Source organism: Fusobacterium sp. (assembly GCF_019012925.1).
GTDB lineage: Bacteria > Fusobacteriota > Fusobacteriia > Fusobacteriales > Fusobacteriaceae > Fusobacterium_A.
The window spans coordinates 109,028-127,796 of the sequence record NZ_JAGIRL010000024.1 but is presented as its reverse complement, the minus strand read 5'-3'; the positions used below and the strand labels follow the sequence as shown (position 1 = coordinate 127,796).

Below are 18,769 nucleotides of genomic sequence, written 5' to 3'. Positions count from 1 at the left end.
GGTATATTGTATTAGAAATTTGAAAAAATTTCGAGTACTTTATACCTTTTTTTATTTTAAAAATAAAAAAGCCAAAGAGATTAAAAAATCTCTTTAGCTAATTTTAAAACATATAGCTATTAAGTTTGCAACAGCCCCCTTTATAAATATAAAATATATTATTAATAACTATTTTTTTAGTATCTCATAAATCTTATAGTACAGATAAGTGATAAAATTATACCTGATACATTTCCGATTAACTCTATTGTACTTAAAGACTATGCTGCTGAAGCCTTTGAGATAAAAGCTTTTGATTATCTGTTAAAATCCTATTCAGAAGCTAGAATAAATGAGGTTTTATCCAATCTTGAAAATTCTAAGATAAGTAGTATTCCAAAAGAAAATAATAGACTCAATAAAATAACTGTAATGCTCGGTGAAAAAATGATTGTCCTATCCATTGATGAGATCTGCTACATTGAAATTATAGAGAAAGAGAGCCTTATTTATACACAAGATTTTTGTTATACTTCCAAGTTAAATCTTTCTAAGTGGGAGGAGCTCCTTCCTAAAAATAAATTCTATAGAACTCACAGATCATATATTGTAAATCTTGATAAAATCAGAGAGATTGAACCTTGGTTTAATGGAACATACATTTTAAAAATTGAAAATATAAAATCTAAAATCCCCGTTAGTAGAAATAATATTAAAGAGTTTAAAGAATTATTAAGCATAAAATAAAGAGAGGTCAAAGCCTCTCTTCTTATATATTTCTATTTTTTCTTAGCATATTTAATAGAGTCAAATGCAACTGCCACTATTATGATAAGTCCTTTTATAATATATTGCCAGTATGGATTTACACCTATATAAGTTAATCCATAGTTGATAACTGTAAGTAATATAACTCCTGTTACAACTCCTGATATCTTTCCAACTCCTCCATAGAATGAAACTCCTCCAATTACACAAGCAGCAATTGCGTCCATCTCATACATATTTCCTAAGTTGTTAGTTGCTGATCCAATACGTCCTGCTTCTAAGAATCCACCAAATGCATAAAATATTCCAGATAAAGCATATAGTTTTATCAATGTCCAGTGAACATTTACTCCTGATACTTTAGCAGCTTCTATATTTCCTCCAACAGCAAATACATTTTTACCAAATTTTGTTTTATTCCATAGTACCCACATTATTAATGTTGCAATTATAGCATAGAAAATTAAGTAAGAAATTGTAAATCCACCTATATCTATGTAACCTTGTGCAAATGTTGTATATTTGCTTGCAAATCCAGCTATTGGTGATCCACCAGCATAATCATAATAAAGTGAGTTAATTCCATAAACTATTGTCATACTTCCCATTGTTACTATGAACGGGTGTAGATTTAACTTGGCTACTGCCAATCCGTTTAAAGCACCAATTACCATACCAACTACCATTACTATTGCAATTGCTCCAAATAACGGGAAATCCTGCATATTAGGATATACCTTATGAGCAGTTGTAGCTGCTTGTAATAAAGTTGCTGAAATTACTGCTGAAAATCCAACCTGTCTTCCTACTGAAAGGTCTGTACCTGTTGTTACTATAAGCCCTGCAACACCTAGTGCTATAATAAGTCTTACAGATGATTGAGTTAAAATATTTTTAAAGTTTCTTATACTTAAGAAAGAAGGCTCCTTAATTATAATAAGAACTAACATTAAAAACAATACCAAATACAATCCACTTTGAATTAAAAGTTTTTTATAATCTATATTTCCATCTTTTGTACGTATATTCATAACCTTTTTCTCCTCTTTATCTCTTATTTCTTAACCTTATAGATATTTAGCTGATAGTGTCATTATCTCTTCTTGAGTAGTTTCAGAAGTTTTTACTATTCCTGCAACTCTTCCATTACTCATTACAAGTATTCTATCTGTTACTCCTAAAAGCTCAGGCATCTCTGAAGATATCATTATTATTGCTTTATCTTTCTTAGCTAACTCTATCATCAACTGATATATCTCATATTTAGCTAAAACGTCAATACCTCTTGTAGGTTCATCTAGCATAAGTACATCTGGCTCTGTTAATAGCCATCTTCCCAAGATTACCTTTTGTTGATTTCCACCAGATAGTGATCCGATAGTTGTATCTTGTGAAGGTGTTTTTACGTGCATACTATTTATTACCCACTGAGTATCCTCTTTCATTCCTTTGTCATTTAGAAGTGCTGCTTTTCCTCTATATCTATCTAAGTTTGAAATAGTGGAGTTGAAATTTATATCTAGCATTCCATAGATACCTGTTGCTCTACGCTCCTCTGTTACAAGAGCAAAACCATTTGCAATTGCTTCATTTGGATTGCTATTTTTTACCTCTTTCCCTTTAATAGTTATTTTCCCACTTGATTTTTCTCTCATTCCGAAAATTGTTTCTACGATCTCTGTTCTCTTAGAACCAACTAATCCTGCTATTCCAAGTATCTCACCCTTGTGTAATTCAAAAGATATATCTTGAATAGAAGGTTGATGTAATGCTGTCAAGCCTTGAACTTTTAAGATCTCCTCTTTGATTACGTTGTCTTTTGGTGGGAAACGATTAGTTAAATCTCTTCCTACCATCATATTTATTATTTGATCAGTTGTTAAATCTTTTACAGATTCTGTTCCTATCCATTTTCCATCTCTCATTATTGTTATATCATCAGATATAGCTTTTATCTCTTCCATTTTATGAGATATATAAACAATTCCACAACCTTTATCTCTTAATTTATTGATAATTCTGAATAAATGTTCTACCTCTTTCTCTGTAAGTGATGATGTTGGCTCATCCATAACTATGATTTTAGAATTATATGATACAGCCTTAGCTATCTCTACCATCTGTCTTTCAGAAACAGCTAGATCTCCCATTTTTGCACGTGGATCCACATTTATATCCAAATCTTCAAATATTCTTTTAGTATCTTCATACATTTTTTTCTCATCAATAAAGAATCCTTTTTTAGGATATCTTCCTAACCAAATATTATCTAAGATATTTCTCTGTAGAACTTGGTTTAACTCCTGATGAACCATTGAAACTCCATTATCTAATGCTTCTTTTGCCGATTTAAAGTTTATCTCTTTTCCTTCAAATAAGATATCCCCTGAATCTTTTTCATAAATACCAAATAAGCATTTCATTAGAGTCGATTTTCCTGCACCATTCTCTCCCATTAGAGCATGTACCGAATAAGGTCTTACTTTTAGATTTGCACCATCTAATGCCTTTACCCCAGGAAATTCTTTTGTAATATTGTTCATCTCTAATAAGTATTTATCCTTTTCCATGACAGTCTCCTTCTTTCATAAAAAAGGGGAAATTGTAAGTTACAATTCCCCTTTTCAACTAATCCTAACTAATTGTTTCTATTTGAATTGTGCTGCATTTTCTTTATCTATTCCAATACTAGGAATTAATAATTCTTTTTCTACTAACTCATAAGAAGTTCCATCTGTTGCTTCTTTTCCTTGAGCTAAGTTTACAACCATATCCCAAGTTCCTTTTCCTTGTCCTTGAGCGTCGTTAAGAACAGTTCCTGCCATCTCTCCAGCTTCTATCTTAGCAATTGCCTCTGGTAAAGCATCTACTCCATAAACTGGTAACATTTTTCCTGCTGCTTTTAATGATTCGATAGCTCCTAGAGCCATTCCGTCGTTGTTTGAAATTACAACTTCAATTTTTTCTCCATTAGGTCCTGATAACCAAGCATCCATTTTATCTTTTGCCATTGCAGTATCCCACATTGCAGCGTCTAGATGTAACTCTTCAGTTTGGATTCCCATATCATTTAAAGTTTTGATAGAGTAAATTGTTCTTGCTTCAGCATCTGGGTGTCCAGGCTCTCCTTTTATCATAACATATTGGATAACTCCATCTTTATTTAAGTCTAAATCTGGATTAGCTTTCCAAGCTTTTGCTATTAATTCACCTTGTGCTACACCTTGAGCATTTGGGTCAATTCCTACATAGTAAGCTTTTTCATATCCTTCTAATACTGATTTAGCTGGTTTTTTATTATAAAATACAACTGGAACATTCTCAGCTTTTATTTTTTCCATTACTGTTTGTCCTGCTGCTGGGTCAACTAAGTTGATTGCTAATGCATCTACACCTTTAGATAACATAACATCTATTTGGTCATTTTGAGTTTGTTGGCTATTTTGAGAATCGTTCATTGTTAATTCAACTGTGTCTTTAACTTTATCAGCTTCAGCTAATACAACTTTTCTGTATAGTGATATAAAGTTATCATCATACTTGTATGCTGTAAATCCTATTCTTGATTTTTCAGGTGCTTTTGCTGCTGCAGTAGCTTCCTCTTTCTTCTCTCCACCACATCCTGTTAAACCAGCTGCTAATAATAATGCTCCTAAGATAATTCCTGTTTTTTTCATATCTTAATTCCCTCCTATAGTGTACACTGTTTAATTTGTGAACTTTTTAATTCTTTTTAAACTCTAAAGAACGTTTTCAATCTATATACTCAATGATAGTATTTTATCTATATTTTGTCAAGTAACAATCTTTAAAATATATAAACTTATTTTACAAAATAAAATAAGTTTTTTCTCTAAATAATCTACATAAACAGTCCAACTGCACCCTTTATTCCAGCTTCATTTCCCAATACACCTTGAACTATCTCTAAATTTTCCAGAGTTACTCCCAATGCATACTTTTCTAATTTCTTCTTCATAGGTGATAACAGAATATCTCCTGCCATAGCTACTCCTCCGCCTAATACAACTTTTTCTGGATTTATTATATTCAGAATATTTCCTATTCCCATAGCTAAATATTCAGCTTCATAATCAACTAGGTCCATTGAGAATTTATCCCCTTTTTTAGCTGCATCAAATATATCTTTCGCTTCTAATCTCTCAATATCTCCATCTATCATAGAGTACAACATATTATTTTTATTTACAGTCAATCTTGAAGTAGCCTCTCTTACTAAACCTGTAGCTGATGCATATGCTTCAAAACAACCATTTTGTCCACAACCACACAATCTACCATCTTTCACAAGCTTCATATGTCCAACTTCTCCTCCAGCACCTGTAAATCCAGAGATAAGTTTACCTTCAATATAGATACCTCCACCTATTCCTGTTCCCAAAGCAATAGTTACACTTGTACTACTTCCCTTTGCTGCTCCATATCTTGCTTCACCTAGTGCAATTATATTCACATCATTGTCTAATCTTGTTTCTACACCAGATATATTCTCCATCATCTTTTTGATTTCAACATTTGTTCCCCAAGGAAAATTAGCAAAAAAAGCTACAACACTTTGGTTTATAACAGGTCCAGGTATACCTATTCCTATTCCTTTCAAATCTTTAATCTCTATATTTAACTCTATAGCTAAATTTTTTGCTGCTTCCCAGATTCTAGTAAGTGTGCTCTCTGCTCCCTCTGCTGATAAAGTTTTTATGATAGTGCTTTTAAAAATATTTCCTTGAATATCAAGTATTCCTATTTTTGTATTTGTTCCCCCTAAATCAATACCTACATAATAATTCATTCTAATACCTCCATCTTTATGATAACTTTATTATACTATATGTTATTTTTTTTTACATCTTTTTTTATTTTAAAATTACACTTGATTTTTTTTAAAAAAGTGTTATAATGGATGAAATCATTTTAAGGAGGAAACTATTATGTTTAGTTCTAACATTTGTTGGACAACTGCATATGTACTCTTACTCAGCAATAACAGACTGAGTTTTTTGTCATATCCATTGTCTAAATGTTAGGATTTTTATGTTATTTAGTTCCCTATTCTATATTTTTTTAAGAATACTTTTTTGTACTAAATAATTTTTGTTTTTAACAGCCTAACAGGGCTGTTTTTTTTATACCAAAATATCTTAAGGAGGAAAATTTTATGAAAAAAATCATCACTTTTTTAACAACAATCTTTATCTTAACTGGTTGTGGGGATTCCAATGTCCAACAGGATAACTCTTCAATCAAAATAGGTGGAATGGGACCTTTAACTGGTTCTGCTGCTATCTATGGAACCTCTATTGAAAATGGTGCAAAGTTAGCTTTTGATGAGATAAATTCCAATGGAGGTGTATTAGGTAAAAAATTGGAGTACATCTCATTAGATGAGAAGGCTGATCCAATTGAAGCAGTTAATGCCTATAACAAATTGATAGATAGTGGAGTATCTGCTATCATTGGAAGTGTTACCTCTAAATCTACTCTTGCTGTTGCTGAAATAGCATCTCAAGATGGTATCCCTATGATTACACCTACAGCAACACAGATTGATATTACCAAAGAGGGATCTAGCGTATTCCGTACTTGTTTCACAGATCCATATCAAGGAAGTGTATTAGCAAAATTCTCAAAAGATAAATTAAATGCTAAAACTGCTGCTATTTTAGTAAATACTTCTAGCGATTACTCTGATGGTATTACAAAAGCTTTTATTACTCAAGCTAATAAAGAGGGTATAACAATTGTTGCTAAGGAGGGATATTCTGAAAATGATAAGGATTTTAAAGCACAACTTACTAAAATAAAGGGAGAAAATCCAGATGTTTTAATGATACCAGAATACTATGAGCAATCTGCTCTTATAGCTACACAGGCTAGAGAGGTAGGAATAAAATCTACTTTCATTGGTCCTGATGGTTGGGATGGAATTATAAAGGCTCTTGATCCTTCAGCTTATACAACTGTTGATAATAGTTACTTTACTAACCATTACTCTAGTGAGGATCAAAATGAAAGATTACAAGCTTTTTTAACTAAGTATAGAGATACTTATAAAGAAGAGCCTACAGCATTTTCAGCTTTAGCCTATGACACTGTATATGTTTTAAAGTCAGCTATTGAATCAGCTAATTCTGTTGACAAGAATGAGTTAGTAGAAGCTATTAAAAAAACTGATTTGGATGGAATTACTGGACATCTTACTTTTGATAAAAATAACAATCCTGTAAAAGCAGTAACTTTGATCAAAGTTAAAGATGGAAAGTACATTTTTGATTCTCTAGTAGAAACAAAATAGGTATTGTGATATAATATTAAGGAATTTATATCATAATTTAGGAGGAATAAAATGAAAAGAAGTTTATCTGGAATTCAACCTAGTGGAATTCTTCACCTAGGAAATTATTTCGGAGCTATGAAACAATTTATAGAAGCTCAAAACAGTGGTGTATATGATGGATTTTATTTCATAGCTGATTACCACTCTCTTACATCATTAACTGATCCCAAAGCCTTAAAAGATAATACTTACAATATTGTATTAGATTATCTTGCATTAGGACTTGATCCAAATAAATCAACAATATTTTTACAATCAGATGTCCCTGAACATGTTGAACTTTCTTGGTTACTATCAAATGTAACACCTGTTGGATTACTTGAAAGAGGTCACTCTTACAAAGATAAAGTAGCTAAAGGAATCACTCCTAACACAGGACTTCTTACTTATCCTGTCCTTATGGCAGCTGATATATTGATGTATGATGCTGATGTAGTTCCTGTTGGAAAGGATCAAAAACAACATCTTGAAATGACTAGAGATATAGCTATGAAATTTAACCAACAGTATGGAGTTGATCTATTTAAACTTCCTGAACCTCTTACTCTAGATGAATCTGCTGTTGTACCAGGAGTAGATGGACAAAAAATGAGTAAATCTTATGGAAATACTATTAATATGTTTGCTAGTAAAAAAGATCTAAAAAAACAGATTATGAGTATTGTTACTGACTCTACTCCATTGGAAGAGCCTAAAAATCCAGATAATAATATAGCTAAAATCTACTCTCTTTTTGCTACTATTGAAAAACAAAATGAGATGAAAGAAAAATTCTTAGCTGGAAACTATGGATATGGACATGCTAAAACAGAGGTTTTAAATGCTGTTTTAGAATATTTTGGAGAAGCTAGAGAAAAAAGAGAGAAATTGATGCAAGATATGGACTATATCCATGACGTACTTTTTGAAGGTGGAAAAAAAGCTAGAGCAATAGCTCAAGAGAAAGTTATGAAAGCTAAAGAAGCTGTTGGTATTATTGGAAATATGTATAAATACTAATTCTTCAATATTAAGCAGAAAAAGAGTAGCTAAGCTACTCTTTTTTCTATTTTACATATCCATCTCTTGTTTTATTAGGTTCTTTTCATATACTTTGAAGAATGGGAAGTATATAACAAGGCTCACTACTACTAAACCAAAATAAAAGATTAAGTTTCTAAAATCCAATGATGATAGATATCCTTGTATAAAGAATGGAGTAAATGAAGGATCTACTATATATCCCATTGAGATTATATTTAACTTTTGAGCTATGTATGTCAACGATACTGTTACAAGTGGTGTAACTAGGAATGGAATTCCTAAGATAGGGTTAAAAATTATAGGTGTTCCAAAGATCACAGGTTCATTTATTCCACAAATTCCTGGTACGAAGGCTAGTTTCCCTAAAGTTTTTAACTGTTCTGATTTACTTTTTAACATGAGTAGAATAAGTCCTAAGGTATTTCCAGCTCCTCCTAATACAGCAACTCTAAACATTTGTAAATTCATTAACATCTCTGGAGATTTTCCCTGTCTTACAAGTTCACTATTTATTCCAGTATTAGCTATTCCTATTGAAAAAACTATTGGGAATATTACTGAAGTTCCATTTATTCCAAACAACCACAAAATATTTCCAAATAGTAGAATTATTAGGTATCCCCAGATGTTGTTTCCAACTGATAAAGCCGGAGTAAGTAAAGCCATTATAATTCCTGGTATAGTTTTTCCTGTTTTAGCAAATATTACTGCACTCACTCCATATATTATAACAATATTTAAAAATAATGGAATTAGAGCATTCATAAATGATAAAACTGCTGGTGGTATATGTTCACTTTTAAATTTCCAATTAAATCTTTCAACTACCATTGATATTTCAACACTTATTAACGATATTACAATAGCTATAAACAACCCATCTGCTCCTAAATATTGCATCACAATCTTTCCATCCTCTATAGGTGCTGCTATCATTAGGAATATTACCATTGAAATCAATCCAGAAGTTAAGTTATTTAACTTATATTCATTAGCTAAAGAATAGGCTATTGTAAAAGCTGTCATCAGCCCAACTACTCCCATTGTGAAATTAAATGGTCTAGTTATAATATCATAATTAGCCACTGCAAACTGCTTCCAACCAATCATAAATTTTAAAAATACATTACTTGTGTTCAAATCAACCATATCCAAATTAATAGGTGGATTTGCTACTATTAAAAACAGAGAACCTACAACTATTAGAGCAAGTGTCATCATCATTCCAACTGATATAGCTTGTAGATGTTTCTGATTAGCTATCTTACTTCCAATAGGTAACAATACTTTTTCTAACTTTTCTAAAAATTTACTTTCCATATCTTTCCCCTCTCCTTACTCTTGCCAAGGATTAAACTTAAAAGCCGAAGCAACTACATTTTTGGCATCATATTTTTCTAAAATCTTGTTATATCTCTCTTTATAATCATTATCAATCTCTTTTTGTGGTATAACTTTACTTGCCTCATTTAAAAAATGGAATGAATCTCTTCCCATCTCTGCTCCTCTTGTTGTATGCTTATCTAAAGCATAATCTGGAATCTCAGGAACATATCCCATTGCAAAGCTCTTTATAACTATATTTTTTAATAAATCACTTGATCTATCCTTTTCACATTGACACAGGTATCTTATAGCGTGTATAAAAAATATTGGTCTATCTCCATCTGCATATGAGTACTCTTTTCTCATCTGTCTTAAATTATTTATAAGTACTGCTGCCATTGGATCTCCCATTCCTATGTCCTCAACAGATATAGCAGTCAATCTTCTCCATAATTTTTCCTCCATCTGTGGTGATGTTATGTACATCTCATAAGCAAACTCACAAGCTGCCTCTACTTTACCTCTTCTAATTGATTTTTGTAATGCAGAGATAACTTCATCTCCTGGTAATCCATTTCTTGTTATTGTTCTTGCCCAAGGATCTGTTATAAATTTTTTTTCCATTCTCTTCTCCTTTTTATTGATTTTATTGTATAATATATTTGGTGATGCAATTGTTAGATATAAATTATTTAGTAAAAAAACATAAATTAAATGACTTAGAAAAAAATATATTACTCTATATCCAAGAGAAAACTCTTAAGGGTATAAAACTTTCTATTAGAGAGACAGCTAAAGAAAACTATACGTCAACTACTGTCATCTATTCGTGTATAAAAAAAATTGGATTCCGAGGTTTTACAGACTTAATTTTTCAAATAAAAAACTCTAATAATCCAATCCAATTTTCAAGTAGTATTGATCTCAAGATACCTGTTGAAATTTTAACAAGATACCCAGATCCCCTGATAATGTTTTGTTCTATTGGAATAGCAAATAATATTACCTCATATATGAACGAAAGACTCACACTTACTGGTCACCGTTCAATCTCCAATGGACATCTTCAACTTTTAGAGAACTTTATTAACAATAAAGTTATTTTAATTGTTGTTTCTGAATCAGGTGAAACAGAATCTCTTTTAGATGTTGTTAATTTAGCTCATAAAAATTCAATTCCCATAATAAGTTTTTTAGGTAAGAAAGATTCTACCATAGAATCTCTTTCCAATTACTCTTTCATTTTAAATCAAGGAGTATTTTTTGCTAATGTCATCTCTACTTTTGAATATTTATTGACTAAAATATAACAAAATTTAACAATAAAATCAATATTTTCGGGCAATAAAAAAACATTTTTCTAAATTTAGAAAAATGTTTTTTGTATTTCTTATTTAAACTTTGTCAATAACTCTTTGTACTGCTTTATCATAACTTTAAGCATACCTTTTTTTACAAATTGATACCACTTAAATGTCATTCCTTCCATTCCTCTTACAGAATCTATTAACATTCTTTTTAAAAACTCATACTCTTCAAAGCTCAATTTTAATTCCATTTGCTCTTTTGAATCAGCTACTGATTTTATATAATCAAAGAACTCTCCTAAATTTGCAGTTTGTGCTCCCATTGCTGATGATAAAAATTGTTTCTTTACCTCATCTATGAATTTAGATAAAAACTTTTTGTTGCTCTTATCTAAAACAACAGCTATCTTTCTCTTTCCCTTTCCTATTCTTTGGATACTGTTCATCATTCCCATCATTCCAGACATGCTGTTCATCTGCATAGGATTCATTCCATTTGGATTTACTCTTTGTGTTTTCATAATTTCCTCCCTATATCTTTCCAATTACTTTTTCAATCTCTTCTACAGGTATTGCCCCTACTCTTACTATCTTAGGTTCATTACTCATATCTATTATAGTTGATTCCTCTCCCAATGGAGATTTTCCACCATCTATCAAAATTCCTACTCTCTCTCTAAATCTTTCAGAAACCTCATCATAAGATCTTGGAGTAGTTTCTCCAGAAATATTAGCACTAGTAGTTGGTAGTACCCCCCCTACTGATTCTATTATTTTTAAAGCTATATCTAAATTTGGCATTCTGATCCCTATAGTATCTCCCTTAGCTGTTAAGATATCTGGAACAAACTCTCTTTTTTTCAAAATGATTGTAAGTCCTCCTGGCCAAAATCTCTCTATCAATCTCTCTATTAGATCTCTATTCTTCTCATTTATATAAGCTATCTCCTCTACCTTGTCCACACTACTTACCAAAGCAATTATAGGAGAGTTATAACTTCTCTCTTTAGCTTGATATATCTTCTTTATTGCCTCTTCAGAGGTGATTAAACCTCCCACTCCATATACAGTATCTGTGGGATATACAACTATCTCCTTCTCCTCTAGCAACTCTTTTATTCTATTAAAATCTATATTTTTTAAATCATATATCACTTTCATTTTATACACCTTATTTTTTAAACTCCTAATAATTTTATCATATCTAAATAAAAAAAGCTAGTAAAATACTAGCTTTTTCTCTCTAAATTAATTTTCCATTATTAATTTTTTCTCAAATAACTCAGAAACTGATTGATTATTAACAATTCTTCTTATTGCTTCAGCAAAAATCTCATCTACTGATAATACAGTTATCTTGTCTAATTTCTTTCTTTCTGGTAATGCTATTGAGTCAGTTATTATAACTTCTTTTAAAGGTGATGCTGCTAATCTTTCTATTGCAGGATCTGAGAATACTGCGTGTGTACAACAAGCGTATGCTTCTTTAGCTCCTCTATCTATGATTGCTGCAGCTCCGTTTGTTATTGTTCCAGCTGTATCTATCATATCATCTATGAAGATAGCTGTTTTACCTTGAACTTCTCCTATTAAGTTCATAACTTCTGACATGTTTGGTTTTGGTCTTCTCTTATCAATGATAGCGATTTTACAATCTAACCATTCAGCTAATTTTCTAGCTCTTTTTACTCCACCGATATCTGGAGAAACTACTACTACATCATCTCCATATAGACCTTTTTTCATAAAGTATTTTACCATTAATGGTAAAGCTTGCATATGATCAACAGGAATATCGAAGAAACCTTGAATTTGATCAGCATGTAAATCCATAGCTATTATTCTTGTAGCACCTGATTTAGTTAGTAAGTTTGCTACTAATTTTGATGTGATTGGTTCTCTAGGATTTGATTTTCTATCTTGTCTAGCATAACCATAGTAAGGTATAATAACGTTTATACTCTTAGCTGATGCTCTTTTTAATGCGTCAATGAAAATTAATAATTCCATTAAGTTTTCATTAACAGGTTCAGAAGTTGATTGTACAACAAATACATCTCTTCCTCTTACTGTTTCGTCGATCTTTACGAATACCTCTCCGTCTTTAAATCTAACTACTTCTGCTTCTCCTAAAGGTAGCCCATACTTCTCAGCTATTTTCTTAGCTAAGTCCTTGTTTGAAGTTCCTGCGAAAATTTTTACATTTTCAGAATTAATCATTTTTTATTTCCTCCAGTCGGTTTTAATAATTTGTTTACTTCTTGATACAGCTAATGAGTTGTTAGGAACATCTTTTGTAATTACAGAACCAGCACCTACAAGAGCTTTTTCTCCTATGTTTACCGGAGCTACAAGCATTGTATCACTTCCTATAAATACTTCTTTCCCTATTGTTGTTTTAAATTTGTTTACACCATCATAGTTACAAGTAATTGTTCCTGCTCCTATGTTTGTGTTCTCACCAACCTGTGCATCTCCTAAATATGTGAGATGTCCTGCTTTTACTCCTTTTTCTAGAGTAGATTTTTTTACTTCTACAAAGTTTCCAATGTGAACTTTTTCTTTTAGATGAGATTTAGGTCTTAAATGTGCATATGGTCCCATAGTAACCCCATCATCTATAATACTCTCTTCTATAACAGAACTTTCAATTCTTATGTTATTTCCCAATCTGCTATCTATTATTCTAACATTGCCAATTAATTCGCAATTTTCTCCAATAATTGTATCTCCTTGTAAAAATACTCCTGGATATAGTACTGTATCCTTTCCTATTTTTACACTTTCCTCTACATATGTATTTTCAGGATCAATAAGTATAACTCCCTCTTCCATTAACTCCTTATTTTTTCTATCTCTTAAAACTTTATTAGCCTGTGCTAATTCAACTTTAGAGTTAACTCCTAAAATCTCCATATTATCCTCTAATATGAAACTTTGAACCTTTTTATTCTCTGAAACTTGAATACCAATTACATCAGTAAGATAGTACTCTCCCTTTTCATTGTTGTTATTTATCTTGTCCAATGCTTTGAATAACTCTTTAGAATTAAAACAGTATACTCCCGCATTTACCTCTTTTATCTTTTTGATCTCTTCACTCGCTTCTTTCTCCTCAACGATAGCTTTTACAAGGTCATTCTCTTTTACAATTCTTCCATAACCAAAAGGATTCTCATAAATAGATGTAAGTATAGTTGTTGTTGCTCCATTTTTTTGATGATATTCATATAAAGATCTCAATGTGCTCTCTCTTAAAAGTGGAGTATCACCACATAAAATCATTACATCTCCATCATAATTAGATAATTTTTCTTTAGCTTGGATAACTGCATGTCCAGTCCCCAACTGTTCAGTTTGTAGAACATAGTCACAATTCTCCCCTACTACTTTTAATACTTCCTCTTTTTTATGTCCTAAAATTAATATGTTTTCTTCTGGCTCTAGTCCTGATAAAACATCTATTATTTTAGATATCATTGGGATTCCATTCACTTTGTGAATTACTTTAGGAAGATCTGACTTCATTCTAGTCCCTTTTCCTGCAGCTAGAATTAATGTTTTAAGTTTCATAAACTACACTCCTTTAAGTTATACTGTACAATTACTAAAAACATCTCATACGTGTTAAATTATATCATACTTATTTAACTATTTCAAGCTTAAGAAAAATCTTTTGAAAGTTTTTCATAAGCTTCATTTATTTCTTTTAATTTATTTTCGTGATACTCTTTTTCAGACTCACTAGCATTTGTAAATTTATCTGGGTGATGTTGTTTTACCAGATCTCTATAAGCCTTTTTTATCTCATCTTTTCCAGCATCTTTAGTAACACCTAATATAGTGTAATACTTGCTTTTGTCTTCAGCATAACCAAAGGGAGTTTCATAATTTCCACTATACTGTTGTCTGCTATAGTTTCCACTAGCCTGACGAAAAAACTCCTCAAAATCACTTGCACCATTACTGTCATATCTATAATAGTAAGTTCTTCTCTTCGTGCTCTTAGGTTGATTTTTATTTTTTAAGTAATTTATTAATACAACAAGTAGTATTACCCAGAAAAAATTAACAGCAAACCATCCTAAAAAAGCTACTAATAAAAATACTATGAATAATACTGGAATCATTCCTACTGCTCTATTAAATCCAAAAGTCAAGCCAATGAATAGAAATAGTATCAGTATAAATGTTAACGAAATACTATAAATCATCTGTTCTCCTTATTTTTCCTTCTAAATCTTTTATCTTCTCTCTTACACTCTTCTCTCTAGGATCTATGTCGTAAGCTAATCTATACTCTCTTACGGCTCTCTCATAAGCTCCCATCTTTTCATATTTTTCAGCAAAATCCAAATGAGCTTTGTAGATATCTAAATCCAAAAATATTGCAAAGTCATAACTAGTAATAGCATTCATAATATCTCCAGCTCTAGAATATGCATTTCCTAGCAAAAAATGTCCAAATGCGAAATCTGGATTGATGTCCAATGCTTTTTCAAACATCTCTATAGCTTTTTTATACTCTTCATTCTCATAGTAAAGTTGTCCTAAAAAAGCATATCCCTCCACTTTATTCTCTTTATACTCTAAAACTTTTTTATAAACTTTTATCGCACTTGCATAATCATTTTTATGATATAAGATAATAGCTAATTCTCTCAAGAGTTCAAAATCATTTGGATTGATTAAGAGTGACATTCTTACTTCTTCTTCTTTTTGTTTTAGTTTTTCAACCTCAAATTCAGCAAATAATTGTGTTTTTAATAGATCATTTTCCACTATAATTCTAACCTCCTTTTGATAGAATTTATACCTTATTATAACATAATTTTTATCGATACAAAAACTTTTTTAAAAAAGCTGTTATAAAGTTCTCCTTATAACAGCTTTTGAGTTTTATTTAATTAGAATGTGTACATTACACCTGTTCCTAAGATATAGATAACATCATTATCCACTATTGGTGAATTAGCAATCTCTCCAGAAACTTTAGCAACACCTGTGAATCCCATTATAGAGATAGCATCATTTACTTTATAGTTTCCTAAAATTCCAGCTCCAAATCTATGTGCTCCCTCTCCACTAAATGTACTATTTATCTTCTCACCACCAGGTCTTCCTACCTCTCTTGAGTCAACACCAAAATAGTAATCTACGAAGTTAGAATCATAATATACATAGTTTATTGAAGGGATTACTGTCAATTTAGATGAAATTTGGTAAGGTCTATTTATTCTAAATGTAAAATGTCCTCCCTCTTCTCCATACTCAGCAGATACTGATGTCTCTAAGCTATATATTCCTGGATAGTATACTAGTTCAGCTCCTCCCATTACATGAGTGTCTCTATCGTCAATTCCTTTATATCCAGATTTCATATCACTATTTTTTACTTCATATCCACCAAAAGGCATTCCATATAGTGATAATACATAATTATCCTCTTCTATTAATTTGTAACCTAATGATAGTCCATATGTACTTCCACCCTTTATGAAAAACTTGTCATATTCTAAATCAACTATTGGTAATACATAATCATTTTTATCATTATGATAAAGTGGAGTTGTCACTCCATACCCTATTCCAATATTTCCTGCTAATGCACTCTGTCCTAAAATAAATAAAGCTCCTAACATAGCCAATTTTTTATTCATAAAAATTCCTCCTAATAAATATTTTCATACATTTTATTTTTAAATTTATGTTTCAATATCCTAATATCCCAACTAATTTTACCATATTTTTTTAAAAAAATAAACATTTATATATTTTTTATTGCTATTATTCATTTTAATTTATTTCCAATCAAAGGTTTCTTTTCTTAGACATCTTTCTATTTAAAATTTAATTTAATAATTGACACTTTCATATAGATATGATATATTTTAGTTATAAATTATACAACTTGATAGACATCATAAAAATTTGTTTAGGAGGTTTTATTTATGAAATATGCAGAAGAAGGTTTACAATACCACATTGGATTAAGAAAAGGTGATGTTGGTAAATATGTTATTTTACCTGGAGATCCAAAACGTTGTGCTAAAATAGCTAAACATTTTGATAATGCAGTACTAGTTGCTGATAGCAGAGAATATGTTACATATACTGGTTATTTAGACGGAGTTAAAGTTAGTGTTACTTCTACTGGTATAGGTGGTCCATCTGCTTCTATCGCTTTAGAAGAATTAGTTAAATCTGGTGCTGACACTTTCTTAAGAGTTGGAACTTGTGGTGGAATGCAAACTGACATAATGGGTGGAGATTTAGTTATTGCTACTGGGGCTATCCGTATGGAAGGAACAAGTAAAGAGTATGCACCTATCGAATTCCCAGCTGTTGCAAATTTAGATATAACAAATGCTTTAGTTCAAGCTGCTAAAGACTTAAACAAAAAATATCATGTTGGAATTGTTCAGTGTAAGGACGCTTTTTATGGACAACACGAACCTGAAACTAAACCTGTTGATTATGAATTAATCAATAAATGGAATGCTTGGGTACGTCTTGGATGTAAAGCTTCTGAAATGGAGTCGGCTGCTCTTTTCGTAGTTGGAGATTACTTAAGAGTTCGTGTTGGTTCATCTTTCTTAGTAGTAGCTAACCAAGAGAGAGAAAAATTAGGATTAGAAAATCCAGTAATACACGATACAGAATCTGCTATTGAAATTACTATACAAGCGATTCGTAATCTAATCAAACAAGATAAAGAAGCAGGAGTTTTATAGTTACTATTATATTTTATATTGGAGGATTCATGAAAGGAATTATTATTTTAGTTGGTATACTATTAGTTCTAGGATTAATGTATCTACTATCATCTCACAAAAAAGAGGTTAAATTATCAATAGTTGTTAAAGCTATTATAGTTCAGTTTATTATCGCTTTAGTTTTAGTTAAATTCCCATTAGGTAGAACTGCTGTACTAAAGGTATCTGATGTTGTTACTCAGATCCTAAGTTATGGATTTAGTGGGTTATCATTTGTTTTTGGTAGTCTTGCTGACCCAAGTCAAGCTACTGGATTTATCTTTATCATAGGTGCTCTTGGAAATATCATTTTCCTTTCTGCATTTGTTGCTGCACTTTTTTACCTTGGAATTTTAGGATTTATCGTTAAAATTATAGGAAAAGTAGTTGGAAAAATTCTAGGAACTACTCAAGTAGAAAGCTTTGTTGCTGTTGCTAATATGTTCTTAGGTCAAACTGAAAGTCCAATACTTGTTAGTAAATACTTAGGTAATATGACTCAAAGTGAGATAATGGTTGTACTTGTTTCTGGAATGGGAAGTATGTCAGCTACTATAATAGGTGGTTATACTGCTCTTGGAATTCCAATGGAATACCTTTTAACTGCATCAGCTTTAGTTCCTTTTGGAAGTATTGCTATTTCAAAAATTCTTTTACCTGAGACTGAGCATGCTAAAGTTATTGAAGATGTAAGTATGGATAGAAAAGGACACCATGAGAATATAATCTCTGCTGTTACTGAAGGAGCAGTTAATGGTATCCAAGCTGTTATTGCTATTGCAGCTTCATTAGTTGCTTTCATCTCAATAGTTTCACTTTTAAACGGTGTACTAGGACATTTTGGATTTAGTTTAGAAAAGATCTTCTCTTATCTATTCTCTCCATTTGGATTCTTTATGGGATTAGAAGGAGACAATATTTTCTATGCTGGTGAGTTACTTGGATTTAAATTAGTACTTAACGAGTTCGTAGCTTTCCAAAGCTTAGGACAACGTATTGCTAGCTTAGATTACAGAACTGGACTTATGTTAACAGTTGCTATGGCTGGTTTTGCTAATATTTCTAGTATGGGTATCTGTATCTCTGGTATCTCTATTCTTTGTCCAGAGAAGAGAAACGTACTAGCTAGACTTGCTTTTAAAGCTATGATAGGTGGATTTACTGTAAGTCTTTTAAGTGCTATGATTGTTGGATTTATTACAATTATATAAAATTAAAAAATTAATGTTGAAATTGAGGTTGATTTTTCAACCTCA

At 31.1% G+C, this 18,769-nt stretch carries 19 protein-coding genes; 6 read left to right on the top strand and 13 right to left on the bottom strand.

Annotation, left to right across the window (positions count from 1 at the left end; translation table 11 throughout):
* The first annotated feature begins 411 nt into the window (after positions 1 to 411).
* Positions 412 to 726, top strand: a complete 315-nt coding sequence (locus tag QZ286_RS04690) for a LytTR family DNA-binding domain-containing protein (RefSeq protein WP_291255817.1) — start codon at positions 412 to 414, stop codon at positions 724 to 726.
* Positions 727 to 758: 32 nt separating this feature from the next.
* Here QZ286_RS04690 and mglC read toward each other — a convergent pair whose 3' ends face one another.
* The 4 genes from mglC to QZ286_RS04670 all read right to left on the bottom strand — a co-directional run bounded on the left by mglC (position 759) and on the right by QZ286_RS04670 (position 5,557).
* Positions 759 to 1,778, bottom strand: a complete 1,020-nt coding sequence (mglC, locus tag QZ286_RS04685; protein WP_291255816.1) for a galactose/methyl galactoside ABC transporter permease MglC — start codon at positions 1,776 to 1,778, stop codon at positions 759 to 761.
* 36 nt (positions 1,779 to 1,814) lie between these two features.
* Positions 1,815 to 3,317 (bottom strand): galactose/methyl galactoside ABC transporter ATP-binding protein MglA, encoded by a 1,503-nt coding sequence (gene mglA / locus QZ286_RS04680; RefSeq protein ID WP_291255815.1) that lies wholly within the window; start codon positions 3,315 to 3,317, stop codon positions 1,815 to 1,817.
* 78 nt (positions 3,318 to 3,395) lie between these two features.
* Entirely contained in the window at positions 3,396 to 4,424 is a 1,029-nt protein-coding gene (gene mglB / locus QZ286_RS04675; protein WP_291255814.1) for a galactose/glucose ABC transporter substrate-binding protein MglB, read from the bottom strand.
* A gap of 185 nt (positions 4,425 to 4,609) precedes the next feature.
* Positions 4,610 to 5,557 (bottom strand): ROK family protein, encoded by a 948-nt coding sequence (locus tag QZ286_RS04670; protein ID WP_291255813.1) that lies wholly within the window; start codon positions 5,555 to 5,557, stop codon positions 4,610 to 4,612.
* Between the two features lie 366 nt (positions 5,558 to 5,923).
* Between QZ286_RS04670 and QZ286_RS04665 the strand changes: the two genes are divergently transcribed.
* Together QZ286_RS04665 and trpS are read left to right on the top strand one after the other, a co-directional pair.
* Positions 5,924 to 7,060, top strand: coding sequence for an ABC transporter substrate-binding protein (locus QZ286_RS04665; RefSeq protein WP_291255812.1), 1,137 nt, complete (start codon positions 5,924 to 5,926; stop codon positions 7,058 to 7,060).
* Positions 7,061 to 7,111: 51 nt separating this feature from the next.
* Complete coding sequence (trpS, locus tag QZ286_RS04660) at positions 7,112 to 8,101, top strand: tryptophan--tRNA ligase (protein WP_291255811.1); 990 nt, start codon at positions 7,112 to 7,114, stop codon at positions 8,099 to 8,101.
* Positions 8,102 to 8,152: 51 nt separating this feature from the next.
* On the opposite strand, the gene QZ286_RS04655 is transcribed toward trpS, so the two are convergent.
* Both QZ286_RS04655 and QZ286_RS04650 read right to left on the bottom strand, forming a co-directional pair.
* Positions 8,153 to 9,445 carry a PTS transporter subunit EIIC gene (locus tag QZ286_RS04655; RefSeq protein ID WP_291255810.1) on the bottom strand — a complete coding sequence of 431 codons (1,293 nt, stop codon included), beginning with the start codon at positions 9,443 to 9,445 and terminating at the stop codon, positions 8,153 to 8,155.
* A 15-nt stretch (positions 9,446 to 9,460) separates the two neighbouring features.
* Positions 9,461 to 10,075 (bottom strand): hypothetical protein, encoded by a 615-nt coding sequence (locus QZ286_RS04650; protein ID WP_291255809.1) that lies wholly within the window; start codon positions 10,073 to 10,075, stop codon positions 9,461 to 9,463.
* A gap of 50 nt (positions 10,076 to 10,125) precedes the next feature.
* Between QZ286_RS04650 and QZ286_RS04645 the strand changes: the two genes are divergently transcribed.
* The gene (locus tag QZ286_RS04645) at positions 10,126 to 10,761 is read left to right on the top strand and encodes a MurR/RpiR family transcriptional regulator (protein WP_291255808.1); all 636 of its coding nucleotides are present in this window, start codon (positions 10,126 to 10,128) and stop codon (positions 10,759 to 10,761) included.
* An 80-nt stretch (positions 10,762 to 10,841) separates the two neighbouring features.
* Here the strand turns inward: QZ286_RS04645 and QZ286_RS04640 are convergent, their stop codons facing one another.
* The 7 genes from QZ286_RS04640 to QZ286_RS04610 all read right to left on the bottom strand — a co-directional run bounded on the left by QZ286_RS04640 (position 10,842) and on the right by QZ286_RS04610 (position 16,418).
* Positions 10,842 to 11,279: a hypothetical protein gene (locus QZ286_RS04640; protein ID WP_291255807.1), complete on the bottom strand. Its 438-nt coding sequence runs from the start codon at positions 11,277 to 11,279 to the stop codon at positions 10,842 to 10,844.
* 10 nt (positions 11,280 to 11,289) lie between these two features.
* Complete coding sequence (locus QZ286_RS04635) at positions 11,290 to 11,919, bottom strand: L-threonylcarbamoyladenylate synthase (protein WP_291255806.1); 630 nt, start codon at positions 11,917 to 11,919, stop codon at positions 11,290 to 11,292.
* 87 nt (positions 11,920 to 12,006) lie between these two features.
* A complete protein-coding gene (locus QZ286_RS04630; RefSeq protein WP_291255805.1) occupies positions 12,007 to 12,978 on the bottom strand; it encodes a ribose-phosphate diphosphokinase in 972 nt (323 codons plus the stop codon).
* Between the two features lie 3 nt (positions 12,979 to 12,981).
* A complete protein-coding gene (gene glmU / locus QZ286_RS04625) occupies positions 12,982 to 14,331 on the bottom strand; it encodes a bifunctional UDP-N-acetylglucosamine diphosphorylase/glucosamine-1-phosphate N-acetyltransferase GlmU (protein ID WP_291255804.1) in 1,350 nt (449 codons plus the stop codon).
* Between the two features lie 89 nt (positions 14,332 to 14,420).
* The gene (locus tag QZ286_RS04620) at positions 14,421 to 14,972 is read right to left on the bottom strand and encodes a DnaJ domain-containing protein (protein WP_291255803.1); all 552 of its coding nucleotides are present in this window, start codon (positions 14,970 to 14,972) and stop codon (positions 14,421 to 14,423) included.
* Entirely contained in the window at positions 14,962 to 15,540 is a 579-nt protein-coding gene (locus QZ286_RS04615; RefSeq protein WP_291255802.1) for a tetratricopeptide repeat protein, read from the bottom strand. The genes QZ286_RS04620 and QZ286_RS04615 overlap by 11 nt, the downstream gene beginning before the upstream one ends.
* A 125-nt stretch (positions 15,541 to 15,665) precedes the next feature.
* On the bottom strand, positions 15,666 to 16,418 hold the full coding sequence (locus QZ286_RS04610) for a MipA/OmpV family protein (RefSeq protein WP_291255801.1): 753 nt from the start codon (positions 16,416 to 16,418) through the stop codon (positions 15,666 to 15,668).
* A 291-nt stretch (positions 16,419 to 16,709) separates the two neighbouring features.
* Between QZ286_RS04610 and udp the strand changes: the two genes are divergently transcribed.
* Together udp and QZ286_RS04600 are read left to right on the top strand one after the other, a co-directional pair.
* Positions 16,710 to 17,492, top strand: coding sequence for a uridine phosphorylase (gene udp / locus QZ286_RS04605; protein ID WP_291255800.1), 783 nt, complete (start codon positions 16,710 to 16,712; stop codon positions 17,490 to 17,492).
* Between the two features lie 29 nt (positions 17,493 to 17,521).
* On the top strand, positions 17,522 to 18,724 hold the full coding sequence (locus QZ286_RS04600; RefSeq protein ID WP_291255799.1) for a nucleoside transporter C-terminal domain-containing protein: 1,203 nt from the start codon (positions 17,522 to 17,524) through the stop codon (positions 18,722 to 18,724).
* The last annotated feature ends 45 nt before the right edge of the window (positions 18,725 to 18,769 follow it).